The sequence below is a fragment of the Streptomyces sp. NPDC093600 genome, assembly GCF_044764755.1.
Taxonomy (GTDB): Bacteria; Actinomycetota; Actinomycetes; order Streptomycetales; family Streptomycetaceae; genus Streptomyces.
Window position 1 is genome coordinate 1 of record NZ_JBIWIU010000015.1, and the last position, 18183, is coordinate 18183.

Below are 18183 nucleotides of genomic sequence, written 5' to 3' on the forward strand. Positions count from 1 at the left end.
GGCTGCACTCCTACAATCACCACCGCGGACACACCGCACTCGCAGGCAAACCGCCCGCCAGCCGCGTCCCCAACCTCACAGGGCAATACACCTAGCCCTTCGGTGGCGCGAGCGCCCCGGCGACGGCCCCGATCCCCTCGGGGCCGACACGGCAGCAGCCTCCGATGAGCCGGGCTCCGGCCGCCTGCCAGTCCCGCACGCTGTCGGGGTCGAAACTGACGGCCCCGCGCCAGGCCCGCGCCTGCGCGTCCCACTCCTCGCCGCTGTTGGGATAGACGACCACCGGCTTCCCGGTCGTCGCGGCGGCGACCTCCACGGCCCCGGCGGCGTCGCCCGGCTCGCAGCAGTTGACACCGACCGCGATCACCTGGTCGTTGCCGACCGCGAGTGCGAACGCCTCCTCCAGCCCCTGCCCGGCCCGGGTCCGGTCGCCCGCGATCGTGTACGAGAGCCACACCGGCACCTCGCATCCCTCGACAGCCCGCAGCAGCGCCTCGGCCTCCTCGGCGTCGGGCACCGTCTCCAGTGCCAGCACATCCGGTCCCGCCGCCGCGATCGCCTCGATCCGGGGCCGGTGGAACCGTTCGAGCTCCCGCACCGTGAGTCCGTACCGCCCCCGGTACTCGCTGCCGTCGGCGAGCACCGCCCCGTACGGTCCCACGGAACCGGCGACCCACACCTGCCGCGCGGCCCCGTCCGCCGCCGCCCGCGCCAGCTCCACGCTCCGCGCGAACAGCCGTTCCGCCTCCGCTCGGTCGATGCCTCGGCGGGCGAAGCCCTCGAAGGCGGCCTGATAGCTGGAGGTGATCAGCACCTGGGCGCCCGCTCGCGCGTACGCCGCGTGCGCGGCCTCGATCTGCTCGGGGCCGTCGACGAGCAGCCGGGCCGACCACAGCTCGTCGGAGAGGTCGCAGCCCTGCGCCTGGAGCTGGTTGGAGAGCCCTCCGTCGAGGACGAGCACCTCCGCGCCGAGCGCCTCGGCCAAAGAACGGGTGGAGGAAGGTGTGGATGTCATGACGTGTCCTCGCTCTCAGCCCAGCTGCGACTGCACCTGGGCCGAGATCAGCTCCAGGTGGTCCAGGTCGTCCAGGTCGAGGACCTGGAGGTAGATCCGGGACGCGCCGATCGCACCATAGCGGCCGATCTTGTCCACGACCTCGGCAGGAGAGCCGGCCAGGCCGTTCGCCTTCAGCTCGTCCACCTCCCGGCCGATGGCCGCCGCCCGGCGGGCCACCTCGGCGTCGTCCTTGCCGACACAGACGACCAGGGCGTTGGAGTACACCAGGTCGTCGGCCCGGCGGCCGACGGCCTCGGCGGCGGCCCGGACACGGCCGAACTGTCGCTCACTGTCCTCGAGCGACGCGAAGGGGATGTTGAACTCGTCGGCGTACCGCGCGGCCAGGCGCGGGGTACGGGACGCGCCGTGCCCGCCGATGAGCACCGGCACCTTCGCCTGGGCCGGCTTCGGCAGCGCGGGCGAGTCGGTGAGCTGGTAGAACTCGCCCTCGAAGGTGAACGTCTTGCCGACCTCGGTGCCCCACAGCCCGGTGACGATCGCAAGCTGCTCCTCAAGGCGGCCGAACTTCTCCTTGGGGAAGGGGATTCCGTACGCCCGGTGCTCCTCCTCGAACCAGCCTGCCCCGAGGCCCAGTTCGACCCGGCCGCCGGACATCTGGTCGACCTGGGCGACCTGAATGGCGAGGACACCGGGGAGACGGAAGGTGCCGGCGGTCATCAGGGTGCCGAGGCGGATCCGGCGGGTCTCCCGGGCCAGTCCGGCGAGGGTGATCCACGCGTCCGTCGGCCCGGGAAGGCCGTCGCCTGAGCCCATGCTGACGTAGTGGTCCGAGCGGAAGAAGGCGTCGAAGCCGAGGTCCTCGGTGGCCTTGGCGACCTTGAGAAGGGTGTCGTAGTTGGCCCCCTGCTGGGGCTCGGTGAAGATGCGAAGATCCATGCCTCCATCCTGCACTGCCGGGCGGCTGTCAACCCTTTCGTCAGCACCCGTGCCGCACCGTCCCTGTCGAGTGAACATCCGCCTCTCCGGCGGGCCGCGACCCCCTGGGCCAGTGACCGTGGTCCGGCCCGGTCGTTGCTCGGGCGGAGCCGGACCGCCCGGCCCGCGCGCCGGCGGCCGCTGCCGGTGCGTCGCCCTCACGTGTGGCCTCTCGCTGTCGGAGCTGTCGGAGAGGCCTGGGCCGAGGAGGCCGTCATGTCCCAGGAAGCCCCGCCGGAGCGGGCGATGCACGACCAGCCGGTGCAGCAGTCCGTGCCCGAGCAGAAGGGCGCCGGCGCCCCGAAAGGTCTGCTCCAGCAGATGGAGGAGCTGATGGCGGCGCTGACCGCCGATCTCTCGCAGCTCGACGCCGACCTCCAGTCCTCGCCGGGCCGCCAAGAGACCGAGCAGACTCAGCGGGCCCAGGAGACGCAGGAGTCTCGCGAGTCCGACCGCCATGCGGACGCCCCCGGTGTGCTGCGGGGAGGGCCCGGCGGTCTCTCCGCCTGACGGCGTCCCGAAGCGCACCGACACGTTCACGGCGGGCTCACCGCCGGGCCCGCTCGGCCCCAGGCTGCATCGGGTGGCCGGTCCCGCTCCCGTACCGCAAGGCGGCGCAGCATCCCGCGGACCCGGTCGTTCGCTTCGTCGGCCGCGTCGATCGCCTCGATGCACTGCCAGTACAGGCCCTCCTCATCCGTGGCACAGGCCACCCCGACGAGGGCGATTCCCACTTCCCCGAGGAGCGATCCGAGCGAGGTCAACGCCGCACACGGGTCCCCGACTTCAGTGAGCTGCGCCGCCCTCGGGCCACCCGTCCGCAGCACGGGATGGTCGACCCCTCCGCGCGCCCCGCCGATCTCGCTCAGCCCGTTCGCCTCGCTCCGCAGCTCCAGCGGCCCGCAGAGCGCGAGATGACTTCCTATCGCCTGGGCGAGGGCCTGCGCCTGCCAGGCCTCCGCCACGATGTCCAACGCCGTTCCGCTCTGCGCCAATGCGTGCCTTCCGGCCGCGATGAGTCGCTCCGCTTGCATAGACGCCGCCCCCGTTCGTATGACTTACTGCTCACTCCTTCATTACCCAGAGTGAAGGCGCCTGAGCCAAAACTCCAGAGGAATTCGGAAATCTGTGGACAGGAAGCTCGACGCGACAAAGCCGATCACTCCGAAGAGTGACGATCCTCATGCTCGGGGGCCCGCGCGGCCCGGCCCGGCGGCCTGCCGACCGGGAAGCGCAGTTCGTTCCGGTCAATCTTCGCCGACAACGCCGCGAGGGGGTCGACGCCGAGGACCCCGCAGAACTGGAGCAGATACGCCAGTACGTCCGCGACCTCGTCGGCGACCCGGTGTGCCGTGTCCGGGTCCTCCATCACCCGGTCCGCCTCCTGGGGCGTCAACCACTGGAAGATCTCCAGCAGTTCGGCCGCCTCGACGCTGAGCGCCGCCGCCAGGTTCTTCGGTGTGTGGTACGGCTGCCACTCCCGGGAGGCGGCGAACTCGGCCAGCCTCCGCTGCAATCCCGCTACGTCCAGTTCACTCACGGCTCAAGGTCTACCACTGACACCCCGGGCGTCTCCCGCGCGGTCGCCACGGCCGCCTCCCCGATCGCGCCGACAACCCGGATATGGCCGTCCGCGCAGATGGCGGCGGCGAGGCCGAGCAGTTCCCGGAGCTGACGCCGGTCGAGCCTCCGGTCGAGACCGTCCGCCACGACGGTCAGCGTCTTCATCGCATCGGGTACTTCGGCGAGTTGGTCCATGGCCAGCACGCCGGGGCCGGTGAGCAGGACGAGCGCCAGCGCCAGGTAGCGCAGTTCGCCGTCACCGAGCCTCCCCAGCGGGGTGGCGGCGGGCACCCGGGCTCCCCCGGGGCCGTCCGGGCCCGTGGCTCGCGCCGCCCTCTCCAGTACCGCCCGGACCATGGCGTCGGGCAACTCCTCGATCCCGAGCCCCGTGACGGGCCCGACGCACCCGGCGCCCGCGACCGCGGCCAGCCGGGCATGGCGGCGCGGGCAGCCGGTACGCGTACGGTGCAGGACCTCGGCGAGGTTCTCACAGCCGCGCCGCAGTCGCCCCTCCCCGACGGGGACCGGGGCCCGCATCAGATGCGGCTGAGGGTCGCAGGGGAAGACCGACCGCAGCGCGACCACCACCTGTTCGGCGGCGGCCAGGACTTGGAGCTGCCCCTTCGTCTTGCCGGCCACCCGCAGCGGCAGCAGGGCGGTGCCCAGGAGGTCGTCCGGGAGCGGCGCGCGGGTGACGGGGGTGGCTCCGGCCGTGTGCCATTCGGCCTGGACGCTGCTGCGGCTGGGGTCGCGGAGCGCCGAGGTGAGCAGCGTGCGGCCGCGGCAGGTCAGCCGTTCGCCGACGACGCGGAGCCGGGGCTCGGCCTGGACGGCGATATCGAGCTCCACGGGACCGGCCGGACCGTCGACGGTGCAGCCGATCCGGAACCCCCGCCGCCCCTCCGCGTCCGGCCTGGCCCGTTCGGGCACGCAGTCGGCCGCATCGGGGAACACCGAGCCGAGGTCGTCGCCCGCCCCGAGCCGGGCCAGCGCCTCGTAGGCGCGCAGGGCAGTGGACTTGCCGCTTCCGCTCGCCCCCGTGAACAGCGTCACGGGCCCCAGGGGGTAGACGGCTGCGCGGTGGGAGGCGAAGGCGGAGAGGCGGAGTTCGGTGACGACGGGGCGGGCGGGCCTCCGCCGGGAGCCGGCCATGACGTGCCGAGGCGTGTCACGCCCGGCCCCGGGACCGGCGGCAAAACCGGTGTCAGCACCGGTGGAGGTGGCGGAGGACGTGCCGGTGTCAGTGCCGGTGGAGGTGGCGGAGGACGTGCCGGTTGGAGATGCCGCCGTTGGAGCGGTGGACGGGTCGGTGTCTCGGGCGGTGGAGGGGTCGGAAGCAGTGGAATCGGGCGTAAGGCCGCCGGTGAAGTCCATGATCGGACCGTACGCAGTCGGTCGTATGACGAACCGTTACGCCGTCTGACCTTCCTACGATCGGGGGACGGCGGCGCCGACCCCCTCCTCGTCCTCCGATGTCGCGTCGGCCGCGCCCTCGACCTCGGTACCGGCCGGCGCCAGCAGGAAGACGTTGCGGTCCACCCGGTGCATCCCGCTGCCGAGGCCGAAGACGACACCGCTGCTGAAGTCGAGGATCCGCTTGGCGACATCGGTGTCGGCCCCGGTCAGATCCAGCAGGACGGGAATCTGGGCGATGAGATATTCGGCCACCTCGCGGGCGTCGGCGAAGACCTGCACCCGCAACACGATCATGCGCCGCTGCTCGGCGGCCTCATACTGCTCGGGAAGCGTCCGGTGATCGACCCTCGACGGCCACTCGTCCCGTCCCCGCAGGGGCACGACCTGCGCGAGGCCCTCCCACTGCTCGTCGGTGACGTCGTACCTCTCGTACCTACTCATGCACCCATCCTCGCCTCCCTCACTCGTTCGGCCCAACAGCGACACGTCACGAGTCGGCCACGTACGAGAACCCGGTCGACACCCTCCGGGTGCGACCCGGCGACGATCGACTCCCAAGTCCATCGCACCGTCCTATCGTTGGCCGATGCGCGCACATCCTCTTGACCGCCCGGCCGACCTCGACGTGGTACGTGAATCGTATGACCGGGTGGCCGACAACTACGCCCACATGGTGCTGACGACCGGAATCGGTGACATCCGTCGCCATCCATGGCTCAAGGCATCGATCGACGCCTTCGCTGACACCGTGAGCGGCCTCGGGCCCGTCCTCGACGTCGGCTGCGGGCCCGGAACGGTGACCGCCTACCTCGCCGAGCGGGGACTGGACGTGTCGGGAGTGGATCTCTCTCCTCGAATGATCGAGAACGCGCGCCGTCTTCATCCGCGATGTCGCTTCAGTGTCGCCTCCGCCACCGACCTCGACCTAGGTGAGGCGTCCCTCGGCGGTGTGCTCGGGTGGTGGTCGCTGTTCAACCTCCCGCGTGACGTGCTCCCTCAGGTTCTCGCCCTGTTCGCAAGGGCGTTGAAGCCGGGCGGGCACCTCATCACCGCGACGCACGTCGGCGACGAGGACGCGGTACGCACCGAGGCCTACGGAGGTGTACCCGTTCGCTGGACGACACACAAATGGCGGCCGGAACAGTTCGTGGCCCTGATCGAGCAGGCCGGACTGCAGCCGGTCGCCGAACTTCGCCTCCCCGCCGATGAGCACACCGGGCCGGGAGTGGTCGTCATGGCCAAGCGACCCGGCTGAGGACCAGGCACCGGGAGCGGCGGCACGGGGCGGACCGGCTGGGCCGGCCCTCGCCCTGGAGGCTGCCTCCGAATCCTCACCCGAGCTCCATAACCCTTTCCACGCAGCTGACTTGACGGTCCACTCGGGGGAACAGGACACTCGGCGAAGCGGGGTAACACCTTCCGAAACCGCTGTTGATGGAAGAGCCACGCAGGAGCGGCTCCACCGCCGGGCGTCGCTCCCGGGCAGCCCCGCGCACCACCCGACCCACCGCACAGCGTGCGGCCAGGCCCGCTTCCTTCACCCGAGGAGCGGGCCTCGGCCGCACGGCCCGTACGCACCGCGAGCCGGTCTAAGAAAGGTCTGGTGCACCGCAGATGCGACCCCCCACACGCCGTCCGCGCCCCTCCCCCCGGCAGTAGTACGCACGGCGGCGGAGCCCCGTTCGCCACTCCCCCGCCCGCATCACGTCCCGGGCCGCCGGCCGCACCTTCGAGCCGTAGCCCTACCCCTCACGTACGTCCAGCCGCGGCCTTCACCCGGTCGGTGAGGTGCTCGAACGCGCCATCAGCCGTAACCGCGACGCCGTCCCGCAGTTGATCAAGAACTCGGGCCGCGCGCACCGCTCCGTCGGCAAGCACGTCCCGTACCGCTCCGCCTCCTGACGTCCCCGCCCGGCCGGGCCGCCCCGCTCCACGGCCGGGTCACGCCACACCAGGGCCACACGGTCCCCGACTCCCCACGGAAGGACACCATGCGCACTCCTCGCCCCCTTCTGGTCTCCTCACTCGCCGCCGGCCTCCTCGGCGCCCTGGCGCTTCAGGCCCCCGCCTCCGGGGCCGAACCGGCCGCGGCCGCGCCCGACCCGATCGTCTTCGTCCATGGCTGGAACTCCAGCGGCTCCACCTGGGACACCATGGCCGCCCGCTTCAAGGCCGACGGCTGGCCGGCCGGCCACCTCGACCAGTGGACGTACAACACCGGCCAGTCCAACGCCACCACGGCCTCCCAGCTCGCGACGGAGATCGACCGCGTGCTGGCGGCGACCGGGGCCGACAAGGTCGACGTCGTCACCCACTCCATGGGCGGACTCTCGTCCCGCTACTACACGAAGAACCTCGGCGGCTCCGCCAAGGTCGACGCCTGGATCTCCCTCGGCGGACCCAACCACGGCACGGACATGGCCTACTTCTGCGGCGGCGCCTCCTGTACGGAGATGCGCCCCGGCTCCAGCTTCCTGACCGCCTTGAACTCCGGCGACGAGACGCCCGGCGCCTCCCGGTACGCCACCTGGTGGTCGCCCTGCGACAGCGTCATCAACCCGGACAGCAGCGTCCCCCTCTCCGGCGCGACCAACACCCAGACCGCGTGCCTCAGCCACAGCGAACTGCGGACCGACGCCACCGTCTACGGCCAGGTCAAGTCGTTCGTCGGCTGAACCTGCCCCTGACGCGCTCCCCGGTGCACTGATGGTGCGCGGACGGTGACGGCTCTCGCGGCGCCGGCGGGCAAGCGGCCGGCGCCGCGGGAGCCGTTTCGCCTGGTACGGACATGCGCCCGTTACGGACGTTCGCCGGTTACGGACGTTCGCCGGTTACGGACCTTCGCCGGTTACGGACGTTCGAGCGCCGTGAGGCCCTGACGGTAGACCCCGGCCGCTTCCTGGACGCGGCCCCAGGTCATGAGGGCGTCGCCGAAGAGGCGGCAGGTCGCGCCGATCTCGTAGACGGCCTGGATGCCGGTGTATCCCTTCAGGGCGGACCTGAACAGCCTGGCGCAGGCCGCTTCCTCTCCCTGGCCGAGCGCGATGAGCGCGTCGATACGGTCCAGCTCGGCCGCCTGCTCCGGGTCCCGGTACTCGCCTGCCTCGGCCCTGCACGTGGCGACGAGTGAGGCCGCCTCGTCGAGCCGGTCCTGGCGGCGGACGACTTCGGCCAGTTCGGCAAGGGCGTTGACGAGACGGGGGCGCGACTTGGTCTCGGTGAAAACGGAAGCGGCCAGGCGCAGGCCGGCCTCGGCGCCGGACAGATCGCCGCTGCGGGCGGCGAGATAGCCGCGGGCGAAATGGCACATGCCCACCTCGGTGCGCAGGGCGAGGTGCTCGTAGAGGGCGAGTGCCCTGCTCAAGATCTGCTCGGCCTGGTCGTACCGGCCCAGGGCGGTGAGCGCACGGTTGAGGTGGTAGTAGCCCTGGGCGAGAATCTCGGGGTCCTTGACGGCAGGCGCGATCGTCAGGGCCTTGTCCGCGGCCGCTCCGGCTTCGTCGAGCTCTCCGCGCTCGACGAGCGGCAGCACGGAGGCGGCGCGCAGGGCGAACTCCGCGGCGTGCTGGTCCGTCCCGGCGGCCGCGAGCAGCTGCCGCTCGGCGAGCGCGAGCGCCTCGGCTATCTCCCCTCGGGCGAAGAGCGCGCCCATCTGACCGACGACCGCCTGCAGCCGGTCGGCGACCGGGCGGCCGGTCAGTGGTTCCTCCGCCTCGCGGAAGAGGACGAGTGCGCGGTCCGTGTCGCCCTGATGCCTCGCCACGGCCCCCAGTCCGCACCGTCCGGCATAGCCGAGTTCGGAGTCGCCTTGGTCGTCGGCCTCACGTACGACCTGCCGGTACGCCTCGTGCGCCCGCTCGATCTCACCTCGGGACAGGGCCGTGCGTGCTTCGGCGGCCTCCTGCCACAGCTTCCTGCGTCTGCCGGCTTCGTAGCCGAAGAAGAGGTCGTCGGGGTCCACACCCAGGCGGTCGGCGAAGTAGGCGGTGGTGCGCCTGGACGGCGTGCGCTTGCCCCCTTCGACCGAGGAGACGTAGGCACGGGTGAACCCCGTGCCGGCTACATGCGCCTGGGTCAGCCCCCGCTCGGTGCGCAGGCGCAGCACGCGTGAGCCGATCCCGGCCGTGTCTGCCCCGGGAGGGAATTCATCGGACATGCGGGTCACTCTATGACCTGCTTCTTCCGCACGACGGCCGCGTGGTCCATGGGCTCCAACTGCCGTTCGTGGGCGCTTTGTTCGGCCTTTCAGCGCCCCTCTCCGGTGCGACCGGTTCAGGTCGGGGCCTCCGCGTCCGCCTCCACCGTCCGCTCTTGACGCCCTTGATCGACAACGGCACACTGCCCCCCAGGCGGGGTAACAAGATTCGCAACGCCAGTTGACATCAGGTGACGTAGCCGTTTCCTACGCGCTGACTGGGTCGCGGGGCGGCGCACGAGCCCGGGGGGACTCGAGCCATGCCCGTACGGCGAAATGCCCTGGATCGCTGTTACCCCGCCGTCTCACCACGGCCGGTGTGAAGGGTCCGGAACCGATCGGGTTCCTCCGGGTCACGGTCGACGACTTGGATCGGGGTCCGAGCCCACTGCCACACGCTGATGCCCGGCGTGCGGGAGAACTGGATTCGCCCGCGGGTGCCTTCGACCGCCACATGCGGCCAGGATGCGGCGATGCGCGCCCGGTCCGCGCCGTGAGAGCGCAGCTGGTCGGCGAGGACCGCGATCGTGTCGTAGCCCTCGAACGCGACGAAGGAGGGCGCCTCGGCCAGCCGGTCGCGGAGGGCCGCCTCCACCCGTACCCCCAGTGGGCTCAGACGCTCGGGCAGATAGCGCAGGAACGGGACCGCGACACCGTCGTCGCCCAGCGTCGTCGCCCATGTGGCGAACTCCGGTTGCCCGGCCGGAGCACCGATCAGGATCTCGGCGAGGCGCGGGTCGTGGCGGACGGACCTGACGATCGACACGGCCGGCTCCGGGAAGCCGACCAGAAGAAGAAGAGCCGTCGCGCGGTTGTCGACGAGTGCGTCGCAGAGGGCCGTGGGGTCGAGGGCGCGCGCATCGAGTTCGACGACGGTGCCGCCGCGGACAGCGAGGTGGTTCCGGAGGATGCGGGTGCCTGACGCCCAGTAGACGCTCGGCTCGGCCGCCACGGCGATGCGGCTGTGACCCGCGCCGAGGAGGAAGTCCGCGTAGAGCCGCCAGCCGTGGGACTGCGCCGGGGGAAGGCGCGCGACCCAGTCCGTCGGCTCCTCGGTGAGCGCGTCGAGCACGGCGGACGAGCAGAGGTACGGCAGGCCGAGCGCGTCGGCCCTCGTGGCAGCGGCGCGGGCGACGACGCTGTGATACTCCCCCGCCAGGGCGGCCACGCCGAGGCGGGCCAATTCGTCCACGGCCGCCGCGGCCCTCTGCGGATCAGCCGCGGTGTCGCGGACGACCAGCTCGACCGGTCGTCCGCCGATCCCGCCGGTGCCATTGACGTCGCGAACGGCCAACTCGAGTCCGGCGAGCAGATGTCGGCCCGCCTCGACCCAACCAGGCCGCGTGAGCGGAACGAGGGCGCCGATCCGGACGGATGATCCGTCGGTCCACTCCACCGCGGATGGCGAGGATGGTGCGGATGGCGAGGGTGGCGAGGGTGGCGTACTCATGCGTCGGCGTCTCCCGTGTGACGATGCGCGTCCATGTCATCTCGCCGTGGCGGGCGCGCCTGGCTGAGCATGCCGGCCATTGCATCCGGCATCGTCGCCCGCCGACAACCGATTATGCGTTCGTTCGATCCGGTGGGCATGCCCCCGCCCTTCCCGTACTCTAGGTAGACCTACCTACCTACTCTGGGCGTGATGAGCGTGACCGATGCGAGGACGGCGGGCAGCGGGCGACGGCGCCCGGCCCGTGAGCGGCTGCTGGCGGCGGCGGCTCGCCGCTTCTATGCCGACGGTGTGGCGGCGACCGGGATCGACACGATCACCTCCGAGGCCGGCGTGGCGAAGATGAGCCTCTACAACAACTTCTCCTCCAAAGCCGACCTGGTCCGGGCCTACCTCGACGCCCGGCACGAGGAGTGGCTGGGGCTGTACCGGGCGCGGTCGGAGCAGGCGCGGGGTCCGCGCGAGGGCGTCCTGGCGGTGTTCGACGCGTACGCCGATCACGCCGCGTTCGCGTACGAGCACGGCTTTCGCGGCTGCGGCCTCCTCAACGCCGCCGCCGAACTCCCGGCCGGAGACGAAGGCCGGGCCGTGGTCCGCGCCCACAAGGAGGAGGTCGAGCGGCTGATCGCCGGTCATCTGGAGCAGCTGCTGCCCGGGCGGCCCGGTGAGGCGGACGCGCTGGCCGAGCACCTCGCCTTCCTTCTGGAGGGCGCGATGGCCCGGGCCGGCCTGGAGGGCGACGGCGACCGGCTCCAGCACGCCCGCTCCCTGGCGGCGGCCCTGCTGGACCGCCTGTGAGGCGGCCCGCCGGAGTCCCGCGGTCCGCGTCGGCAGGAGCGCTGTGCGTGCTGGCGGCCTCCGTTCTGTGGGGCACGACCGGTACGGCCGCCACATTCGCTCCCGATGTGGGCCCGCTCGCCATCGGGGCCGTCGCCATGGGGCTGGGCGGTCTGCTCCAAGCCCTCGTCGCCGCCCCGCAGATCGTCCGCCACGCGGCTCGACTGCGCGACCAGCGCGGCACGGTGCTGCTCGGCGCGGTGTCGGTGGCGGTCTATCCCCTGGCGTTCTACAGCTCCATGCACCTGGCCGGGGTCGCCGTGGGCGCCGTCGTGTCGATCGGTACGGCTCCGCTCGCCTCGGCCCTGATCGAACGCGTGGTGGACGGCCGTCGGCTCACGCGCCGCTGGATGCTCGCGGCCACCCTCGGCCTGCTCGGCACCGTCCTGCTGTGCGTGGCCGAAGCCGCGCACGCCGCCGAAGCCGCCGACGCCGCCGACGGTACGGGATCGGCGTCCGTGGCCACGACGCTCCTGGGCGTGGGTCTCGGCCTCGTCGCCGCCGCGACCTACGCCCTCTACTCCTGGGCCGCGCACCGGCTGATGACCCGCCGGATCCCCTCCCGCGCGGCGATGGGCGCCGCGTTCGGGCTCGGCGGGCTGCTCCTGCTGCCGGTTCTGCTGGCAACGGGCGCCCCGCTCCTGAGCTCCTGGTCCAACGCGGCGGTCGGCACCTACATGGCGCTCGTGCCCATGTTCGCCGGCTACGTCCTGTTCGGCTGGGGACTCGCCCGCGTACCCGCGAGCACCGCGACCACGCTGTCCTTGCTCGAACCGGCCGTCGCCGCCGTCCTCGCCGTCCTGATCGTCGGCGAACGCCTCCCCGCCACCGGCTGGGCAGGTGTCGCCCTGGTCATCGTCTGCCTCGCCGTCCTCACCGCTCCGAGCGCTCCGAGCGCTCCGAGCGGGCCGAGTGCGCCGAACCGGGCTCCCCGGGGCCGTCCGTGGTCGTTCCCGGCTTCGCGTAGAGAACCTCGCGCGCCTGCTCGGCGGCGCGGGCGATGCTCTCGCTGATGAAGTCGGTGAAGCGGGCGATGTTCTCGAGGCGGGCGGCGGCCGGGGTGTCGGGGCCGAGGATGGCGACGCCTTGCCGTGCGGTCTCGGCGAGCTGCGCGCTGGACCGGGCGGCGGCCATCGTCGACTGGTACCAGACGTCGTTGTCGACGACGTAGCGATCGCGGCGGCGTTCGTCGCGTTCCCGGCGGACGAGACCCTGGCTTTCGAGGAACGCGATCGCTTTGGAGACGGACGCCGGGCTCACCTCGAGGCGCTGGACGAGTTCGGCCGCGGTGAGGCTGCCCGCGTCGGTGGTGAAGAGGCAGGTCAGCACCCGGGCCGTCATCTTGGGCAGGCCCTGTTGCATGAACAGGGTGGTGAACGTCTCCTCGTACTCGCGCACGGCGTCGGCGTCCCGTCCGTGGGCCTGCGCCGGGGCCTGCTGCCCTCTGGGCGCGGCCTGCCTTCGCCGGTGGGCGCGGCGTTCGGTGGCGCGGTGGGCCAGGTCGGCACGGTAGGCGACGGGGCCGCCATTGCGCATGACCTCGCGCGTGATGGTCGAGGTCGGGCGGTCGAGACGTCGGGCGATCTCCGCGTACGCGAGCCCGTCGGCCAGCCCCAGCGCGATCTGCTGACGTTCCTGCTGGGTGAGTCTGCCTCCCGGCACAGGATCTCCCTTCACACTTCCTTGTTTGCCCCACCATAGCTTTCACTCTCCATCCAATGCAACGCACCACCCTCGTGATGTTGCGTTGAATCTGCATTCGTTGCAACGATTTTCTGGGTTCTACCTGCAGTAATGCACGCCCACTGCAATACATGCGTTGCCGAATACACGAACGCAACGTAGCTTTTGCGATGTCGGAAACGCCAACGAGACAGCACAGGAGAGCACCATGCAGAAGTTCGACACCTCCGCCCCGGTCGCCACCGTCGTCGACATCCCCGCCGGTCGCCTCCAGGTCATCGCCGCCGACCGGACCGACGCCACCGTCGAGGTCCGCCCCTCCAACCCCGCCAAGAGCCGCGACGTCAAGGCCGCCGCACAGGCCACGGTCGACTACCGCGACGGCGTCCTGCGGATCGACGCCCCGGCGGCGAAGAACCAGTACTTCGGCCCCTCCGGATCGATCGAGGTCACCGTCCAGCTGCCGACCGGCTCGCGCATCGAGGCGACGTCGTCCTGCGCCGAATTCCGGGGCGTGGGACGGCTCGGTGACGTCGCCTTCGACGGCGCGAACGGCGCCATCAAGATCGACGAGGCCGCGAGCGTCCGCCTCACCGCCCACGCCGGGGACGTCGTGGTCGGCCGACTGGGCGGCCCCGCGGAGATCAGCACCCAGAAGGGCGACATCAAGATCGCCGAGGCGGTGGGCGGCACGGTCGTGCTGACCACGCAGATGGGCGACGTCTCCATCGGAGCGGCCCATGGAGTGTCCGCCTCCCTTGACGCCGGCACCGGCTACGGCCGGATCCACAACGCGCTCAAGAACACCGACGGCGCCGCCGACCTGAACATCCGCGCGACCACCTCCCACGGCGACATCACCGCTCGCAGCCTCTGACCTCGAAGGGATTCATCCTCATGAGCAACTTGGCCATCGCGGCGAACGGGCTGCGCAAGTCCTACGGCGACAAGCTCGTGCTCGACGGTGTCGACCTGGCCGTCCCGGAAGGAACCGTGTTCTCCCTGCTCGGCCCGAACGGCGCCGGCAAGACCACCGCCGTCAAGATCCTCTCCACCCTGATCGGCGCCGATGACGGGGCGATCCGCGTCGGCGGCCACGACCTCGCCACCGACCCGCAGGCCGTACGCGCCTCGATCGGCGTCACCGGACAGTTCTCCGCGGTCGACGGCCTGATCACCGGCGAGGAGAACATGCTCCTGATGGCGGACCTGCACCACCTCTCCAAGCGCGAGGGACGGCGGGTCACCGCCGGGCTGCTCGAACGCTTCGACCTCGCCGAGGCCGCGAAGAAGCCCGCCTCCACCTACTCCGGCGGCATGAAGCGCCGCCTCGACATAGCCATGACCCTGGTCGGCGACCCGCGGATCATCTTCCTCGACGAGCCGACCACCGGTCTCGACCCGCGCTCCCGGCACAACATGTGGCAGATCATCCGCGAGCTCGTCTCCGACGGCGTCACCGTCTTCCTCACCACGCAGTACCTGGAGGAGGCCGACGAGCTCGCGGACCGCATCGCCGTGCTGAACGACGGCAAGATCGCCGCGCAGGGCACCGCCGAGGAGTTGAAGCGGCTCATCCCCGGCGGGCACGTCCGGCTCCGCTTCACCGATCCGGCCGCGTACCAGAGCACCGCCTCGGTCCTGCGCGAGTCCTCCCGGAACGACGAGTCCCTCGCGCTGCAGCTCCCGAGCGACGGCAGCCAGCGCGAACTGCGCTCCATCCTCGACCGGCTGGACTCGGCCGGTATCGAGGCGGACGAGCTGACCGTGCACACGCCCGACCTCGACGACGTCTTCTTCGCCCTGACCGGCGGCGGCGCCGGCATCCCCAGCCGGCACAACATGTCCAACCACCCGAACCACCCGAACCGGCCCAACCAGCCCAAGGAGGACGCCCGATGAGCTCCCTCGCCCTCGCCGTACGCGACTCCTCCACGATGCTGCGCCGCAACCTCCTGCACGCCCGGCGCTATCCGTCCCTCACCCTGAACCTCCTGCTGACGCCGATCATGCTGCTGCTGCTCTTCGTCTACATCTTCGGCGGCACCATGAGCGCGGGCATCGGCGGCGGGGACCGCTCCGACTACATCGCGTATCTCGTCCCGGGCCTGCTGCTGATGACCATCGGCAGCACCACGATCGGGACCGCGGTCTCCGTCTCCAACGACATGACCGAGGGCATCATCGCCCGCTTCCGCACGATGGCGATCCACCGCGGTTCCGTGCTCGTGGGCCACGTCGTCGGCAGCGTGTTGCAGTCCGTCATCAGCGTGGTCCTGGTCGGCGCCGTCGGCGTGGCCATCGGATTCCGCTCCACCGATGCCACCCTCCTGGAGTGGGTCGCGGCGTTCGGACTGATCGTGCTCTTCGCCATGGCGCTCACCTGGATCGCCGTCGGCATGGGTCTGATCAGCCCGAACGCCGAGGCCGCCAGCAACAACGCGATGCCCCTGATCTTCCTGCCGCTGATCTCCAGCGCCTTCGTCCCGGTCGACGCGATGCCGGGCTGGTTCCAGCCGATCGCCGAGTACCAGCCGTTCACGCCCGCCATCGAGACGCTGCGCGGCCTGCTCCTGGGCACCGAGATCGGCCACAACGGTTGGCTCGCCGTCGCCTGGTGCCTGGGCCTCGCGGTGGTCGGCTACCTCTGGTCGACCTCGAAGTTCAACGACGACCCGAAGTAACCGCCATGACGACGTGGGTCAGCACCCGCGACACGTCCCACCCGAGGGCGGCGTACACCGACACCCGTCGGCGTGCGCCGCCCGTCCGTGGTGCCGGGCCGTCCGTGTTGCCAGGCCGTCGAAAAATTCCAAGCCGTGCGAAGAACGAGGAGGCAGACTCGCCCCATGGCAGACCTACAGGCATTCCGGGACGCGGTCAGTGGCTGGGCGAACGGCGGTCCCGGCGGGCCGGCGAGCGACCTGGCGCTGCGACTCGGGGTGCGGACGGCGGTGCTGCTGGAAGGGCCGAGTGACCTCGCGGCCGTGGAGACGCTGGCCGCCCGCCGCGGCCGGGACCTCGCCGCCGAGGGGGTGTGCGTCGTCTCGATGGGCGGCGCGATGAGCATCGGCCGTTACGCCGGCATCCTCGGGCCGCCCGGCCTCGGCCTGCGCCTGGCGGGACTGTGCGACGAGCGCGAGCAACGCTTCTACGACCGCGGCCTGAAGCGGGCACGGGCGCCGCACCGGGACTTCTTCGTGTGCGTGGCGGACCTGGAGGACGAACTCATCCGCGCGCTGGGCACGTCGAGGGTCGAGGAGATCGTCCAGGCGGAGGGCGACCTCCGCGCCTGGCAGACCTTCCTCCACCAGCCCGCACAGCACGGACGGCCCCGGCACCAGCAGTTGCGCCGCTTCCTCGGCACGAAGAAGGGCCGCAAGATCCGCTACGGCCACCTCCTCGTCGACGCCCTGGCCCCCGACCAAGTACCCGATCCGCTCGACGATCTCCTCGCCAGCCTGTGACCGACACACCGGGGCGGATCCGCAGGGCGGTACGTGTGCCACGCCCTGGTGAACGGGGACGGCCCGGCTGCCGCGCTGAGTGATCGCCGCTCTACGATGATCCGCTTCTGTCCCCTCCAAGAGAGCGGTTTTGATGGGTATTTCTCGTATATCCCGAAGAGTGGCGACGGCGTTGTCGGCGGTGGGGCTCCTGTTCTCGGGCCTCACGGCGACGGCCTCGCCGGCCGCCGCGGCGGAGCCGTGCCCCGCCGACCGCCTGTGCCTGTACTCCGGAACGGACCTCGAAGGGCTCCAGTTCGTGGCGGGCAGCACACAGACCTGCTTCTGGCTGGGCCGGTACGGCCTGGGCGAGGGGTCCGGAGGGATCAACTCGTACGTCAACAACCTCCCCGTCACGGCGCAGGTGTACCAGTTCGACACATCGGCGCTCAGCTCCGCCGACCACATTCTGCGCGGCAGCATCCGGTCCGGAGGAGCCAGCAGCAACACCGGAGCCTCCGATCCCACTTCGCCCTGGCACCGGCTGGACAAGGTGTGCACGGGCGGTGCGGACCCCATGACGTCTCCCTCCTTCACCTTCGGCGCGGAGGACGACGCCGATCCCCTGCGCTACGCGGACGTCCCGGGTACGAAGCTCGAGTTCGACGCCACGCAGGGGCAGGCGTCGTACCTGTGGACCCGCAACGTGTCGGTCGGCAACGTCGCGGCACTGGGCGAACACAAGAACATCGGTGTGACCGGCGCGATCCGCTGCATGTACGCGGACGGGCGCGCGCTTCCCACCGACAAGGAGACCGGAGCGTACTGGGCGGCGAACCTCGTGCCGCCCGGTGAGACGGCCGTGGCGCCCTCGGTGCGGTGGACGTTCGTCGCGCCGACGACGGACCGCTACCGGTGCCGCGTCTCGGTGCTCGGCTACGCGACCTGGATCGGCGCGGGGAACTCGGTGGCGATGCAGGTGCCGGCGGGCGCGGGTCTGTCCCGAGCCGTGTACGGCGGCACGGCCGGATGGACCCAGGCCGAGGCCGTGGAACCGCCCGCCCTCACGCCGGGGACCACGAAGGGCTTCCTCGATCATGTGTACACCCCGCAGGGGGCGGACCGGATCGCGATCGTCCTGGACGCCAACATGACCAGCTGCAACAACGACAAGGACGGCATCTCGCCCAACTACGGGATCGACAAGTGCGCGGGCGAGAACGACCCGACCGCGCACCACACGGACGCCTCCACCTGGATCGAGGCACAGCCGGTCAGGGCCGACGGCTCCACCTGCGGCGTTCCGCTGAAGAGCGCCGTGGCGCGCTGGAACATCACCGAGCGCAAGCACCACCAGACCGCTACGAACACCCTGTACCTCACCACCGCCGACCTCGGCGCGTGCGACCGCGTCCGCGTCAGCCTGAAGGTGTCGAACCACGCCGGCAACCGCCTGCAGGTGCATACCGGATACGCCTCGCAGCGCATCGCCAAGACACACGGCACGGCCTTCACCTACTAGGGCGAGGCGGAAGAGGCCGAGCCGAGCCCATGGGCCCGGCCTCTTCGCCGGCTCCGGCTCCGCAGGTGTGTCGGCGAG

The 18183-nt window shown here is 71.2% G+C and carries 18 protein-coding genes and 1 pseudogene; 10 read left to right on the forward strand and 9 right to left on the reverse strand.

What is annotated here, in order from left to right:
* Positions 1-91: 91 nt before the first annotated feature.
* Together mmuM and ACIRB4_RS28115 are read right to left on the reverse strand one after the other, a co-directional pair.
* Positions 92-1015 carry a homocysteine S-methyltransferase gene (mmuM, locus tag ACIRB4_RS28110; RefSeq protein WP_403295001.1) on the reverse strand — a complete coding sequence of 308 codons (924 nt, stop codon included), beginning with the start codon at positions 1013-1015 and terminating at the stop codon, positions 92-94.
* Between the two features lie 15 nt (positions 1016-1030).
* The gene (locus tag ACIRB4_RS28115; protein WP_403295002.1) at positions 1031-1954 is read right to left on the reverse strand and encodes an LLM class F420-dependent oxidoreductase; all 924 of its coding nucleotides are present in this window, start codon (positions 1952-1954) and stop codon (positions 1031-1033) included.
* Positions 1955-2209: 255 nt separating this feature from the next.
* On the opposite strand from ACIRB4_RS28115, the gene ACIRB4_RS28120 reads away from it, so the two are divergent.
* Positions 2210-2503, forward strand: a complete 294-nt coding sequence (locus ACIRB4_RS28120; RefSeq protein WP_403295003.1) for a hypothetical protein — start codon at positions 2210-2212, stop codon at positions 2501-2503.
* A gap of 26 nt (positions 2504-2529) precedes the next feature.
* On the opposite strand, the gene ACIRB4_RS28125 is transcribed toward ACIRB4_RS28120, so the two are convergent.
* From ACIRB4_RS28125 to ACIRB4_RS28140, 4 genes are all read right to left on the reverse strand, one after another.
* Positions 2530-3027 (reverse strand): DUF6099 family protein, encoded by a 498-nt coding sequence (locus ACIRB4_RS28125; RefSeq protein ID WP_403295004.1) that lies wholly within the window; start codon positions 3025-3027, stop codon positions 2530-2532.
* Positions 3028-3152: 125 nt separating this feature from the next.
* Positions 3153-3533 carry a nucleotide pyrophosphohydrolase gene (locus ACIRB4_RS28130; RefSeq protein ID WP_403295005.1) on the reverse strand — a complete coding sequence of 127 codons (381 nt, stop codon included), beginning with the start codon at positions 3531-3533 and terminating at the stop codon, positions 3153-3155.
* Complete coding sequence (locus ACIRB4_RS28135; protein WP_403295006.1) at positions 3530-4930, reverse strand: AAA family ATPase; 1401 nt, start codon at positions 4928-4930, stop codon at positions 3530-3532. Before ACIRB4_RS28135 ends, ACIRB4_RS28130 begins: the two co-directional genes overlap by 4 nt.
* Positions 4931-4984: 54 nt before the next feature.
* Positions 4985-5413, reverse strand: a complete 429-nt coding sequence (locus ACIRB4_RS28140; protein ID WP_403295007.1) for a cell division protein SepF — start codon at positions 5411-5413, stop codon at positions 4985-4987.
* A gap of 145 nt (positions 5414-5558) precedes the next feature.
* Between ACIRB4_RS28140 and ACIRB4_RS28145 the strand changes: the two genes are divergently transcribed.
* Positions 5559-6227, forward strand: coding sequence for a class I SAM-dependent methyltransferase (locus ACIRB4_RS28145; RefSeq protein ID WP_403295008.1), 669 nt, complete (start codon positions 5559-5561; stop codon positions 6225-6227).
* Positions 6228-6963: 736 nt separating this feature from the next.
* Positions 6964-7647 carry an esterase/lipase family protein gene (locus ACIRB4_RS28150; RefSeq protein ID WP_403295009.1) on the forward strand — a complete coding sequence of 228 codons (684 nt, stop codon included), beginning with the start codon at positions 6964-6966 and terminating at the stop codon, positions 7645-7647.
* Between the two features lie 173 nt (positions 7648-7820).
* Here the strand turns inward: ACIRB4_RS28150 and ACIRB4_RS28155 are convergent, their stop codons facing one another.
* Positions 7821-9128 carry a hypothetical protein gene (locus tag ACIRB4_RS28155; protein WP_403295010.1) on the reverse strand — a complete coding sequence of 436 codons (1308 nt, stop codon included), beginning with the start codon at positions 9126-9128 and terminating at the stop codon, positions 7821-7823.
* A 331-nt stretch (positions 9129-9459) separates the two neighbouring features.
* The gene (locus tag ACIRB4_RS28160; RefSeq protein WP_403295011.1) at positions 9460-10617 is read right to left on the reverse strand and encodes an ABC transporter substrate-binding protein; all 1158 of its coding nucleotides are present in this window, start codon (positions 10615-10617) and stop codon (positions 9460-9462) included.
* A gap of 192 nt (positions 10618-10809) precedes the next feature.
* On the opposite strand from ACIRB4_RS28160, the gene ACIRB4_RS28165 reads away from it, so the two are divergent.
* Entirely contained in the window at positions 10810-11415 is a 606-nt protein-coding gene (locus tag ACIRB4_RS28165) for a TetR/AcrR family transcriptional regulator (RefSeq protein WP_403295012.1), read from the forward strand.
* A 47-nt stretch (positions 11416-11462) separates the two neighbouring features.
* Positions 11463-12350, forward strand: a pseudogene (locus tag ACIRB4_RS28170) (DMT family transporter); the annotation flags it as partial.
* Here ACIRB4_RS28170 and ACIRB4_RS28175 read toward each other — a convergent pair.
* Positions 12328-13116, reverse strand: a complete 789-nt coding sequence (locus ACIRB4_RS28175) for a helix-turn-helix domain-containing protein (protein WP_403295013.1) — start codon at positions 13114-13116, stop codon at positions 12328-12330. The pseudogene ACIRB4_RS28170 and the gene ACIRB4_RS28175 sit on opposite strands and share 23 nt — an antisense overlap.
* 229 nt (positions 13117-13345) lie before the next feature.
* Here ACIRB4_RS28175 and ACIRB4_RS28180 point away from each other — a divergent pair, with 229 nt between their 5' ends.
* The 5 genes from ACIRB4_RS28180 (at position 13346) to ACIRB4_RS28200 (ending at position 18105) form a co-directional block, all read left to right on the forward strand.
* Positions 13346-14014 (forward strand): DUF4097 family beta strand repeat-containing protein, encoded by a 669-nt coding sequence (locus tag ACIRB4_RS28180; protein ID WP_403295014.1) that lies wholly within the window; start codon positions 13346-13348, stop codon positions 14012-14014.
* Positions 14015-14034: 20 nt separating this feature from the next.
* A complete protein-coding gene (locus ACIRB4_RS28185) occupies positions 14035-15039 on the forward strand; it encodes an ATP-binding cassette domain-containing protein (protein ID WP_403295015.1) in 1005 nt (334 codons plus the stop codon).
* Positions 15036-15821 (forward strand): ABC transporter permease, encoded by a 786-nt coding sequence (locus ACIRB4_RS28190; protein WP_403295016.1) that lies wholly within the window; start codon positions 15036-15038, stop codon positions 15819-15821. Before ACIRB4_RS28185 ends, ACIRB4_RS28190 begins: the two co-directional genes overlap by 4 nt.
* 165 nt (positions 15822-15986) lie before the next feature.
* The gene (locus ACIRB4_RS28195; RefSeq protein ID WP_403295017.1) at positions 15987-16604 is read left to right on the forward strand and encodes a TOPRIM nucleotidyl transferase/hydrolase domain-containing protein; all 618 of its coding nucleotides are present in this window, start codon (positions 15987-15989) and stop codon (positions 16602-16604) included.
* Between the two features lie 160 nt (positions 16605-16764).
* On the forward strand, positions 16765-18105 hold the full coding sequence (locus tag ACIRB4_RS28200) for a peptidase inhibitor family I36 protein (protein ID WP_403295018.1): 1341 nt from the start codon (positions 16765-16767) through the stop codon (positions 18103-18105).
* Positions 18106-18183: the final 78 nt, after the last annotated feature.

Coding starts and splice junctions, on each gene's coding strand:
- ACIRB4_RS28120 (WP_403295003.1), top strand. CDS start 2,210: ATGTCCCAGGAAGCCCCGCCGGAGCGGGCGATGCACGACCAGCCGGTG.
- ACIRB4_RS28185 (WP_403295015.1), top strand. CDS start 14,035: ATGAGCAACTTGGCCATCGCGGCGAACGGGCTGCGCAAGTCCTACGGC.
- ACIRB4_RS28160 (WP_403295011.1), bottom strand. CDS start 10,617: ATGAGTACGCCACCCTCGCCACCCTCGCCATCCGCACCATCCTCGCCA.
- mmuM (WP_403295001.1), bottom strand. CDS start 1,015: ATGACATCCACACCTTCCTCCACCCGTTCTTTGGCCGAGGCGCTCGGC.
- ACIRB4_RS28165 (WP_403295012.1), top strand. CDS start 10,810: ATGAGCGTGACCGATGCGAGGACGGCGGGCAGCGGGCGACGGCGCCCG.
- ACIRB4_RS28150 (WP_403295009.1), top strand. CDS start 6,964: ATGCGCACTCCTCGCCCCCTTCTGGTCTCCTCACTCGCCGCCGGCCTC.
- ACIRB4_RS28125 (WP_403295004.1), bottom strand. CDS start 3,027: ATGCAAGCGGAGCGACTCATCGCGGCCGGAAGGCACGCATTGGCGCAG.
- ACIRB4_RS28115 (WP_403295002.1), bottom strand. CDS start 1,954: ATGGATCTTCGCATCTTCACCGAGCCCCAGCAGGGGGCCAACTACGAC.
- ACIRB4_RS28155 (WP_403295010.1), bottom strand. CDS start 9,128: ATGTCCGATGAATTCCCTCCCGGGGCAGACACGGCCGGGATCGGCTCA.
- ACIRB4_RS28190 (WP_403295016.1), top strand. CDS start 15,036: ATGAGCTCCCTCGCCCTCGCCGTACGCGACTCCTCCACGATGCTGCGC.
- ACIRB4_RS28140 (WP_403295007.1), bottom strand. CDS start 5,413: ATGAGTAGGTACGAGAGGTACGACGTCACCGACGAGCAGTGGGAGGGC.
- ACIRB4_RS28180 (WP_403295014.1), top strand. CDS start 13,346: ATGCAGAAGTTCGACACCTCCGCCCCGGTCGCCACCGTCGTCGACATC.
- ACIRB4_RS28135 (WP_403295006.1), bottom strand. CDS start 4,930: ATGGACTTCACCGGCGGCCTTACGCCCGATTCCACTGCTTCCGACCCC.
- ACIRB4_RS28145 (WP_403295008.1), top strand. CDS start 5,559: ATGCGCGCACATCCTCTTGACCGCCCGGCCGACCTCGACGTGGTACGT.
- ACIRB4_RS28195 (WP_403295017.1), top strand. CDS start 15,987: ATGGCAGACCTACAGGCATTCCGGGACGCGGTCAGTGGCTGGGCGAAC.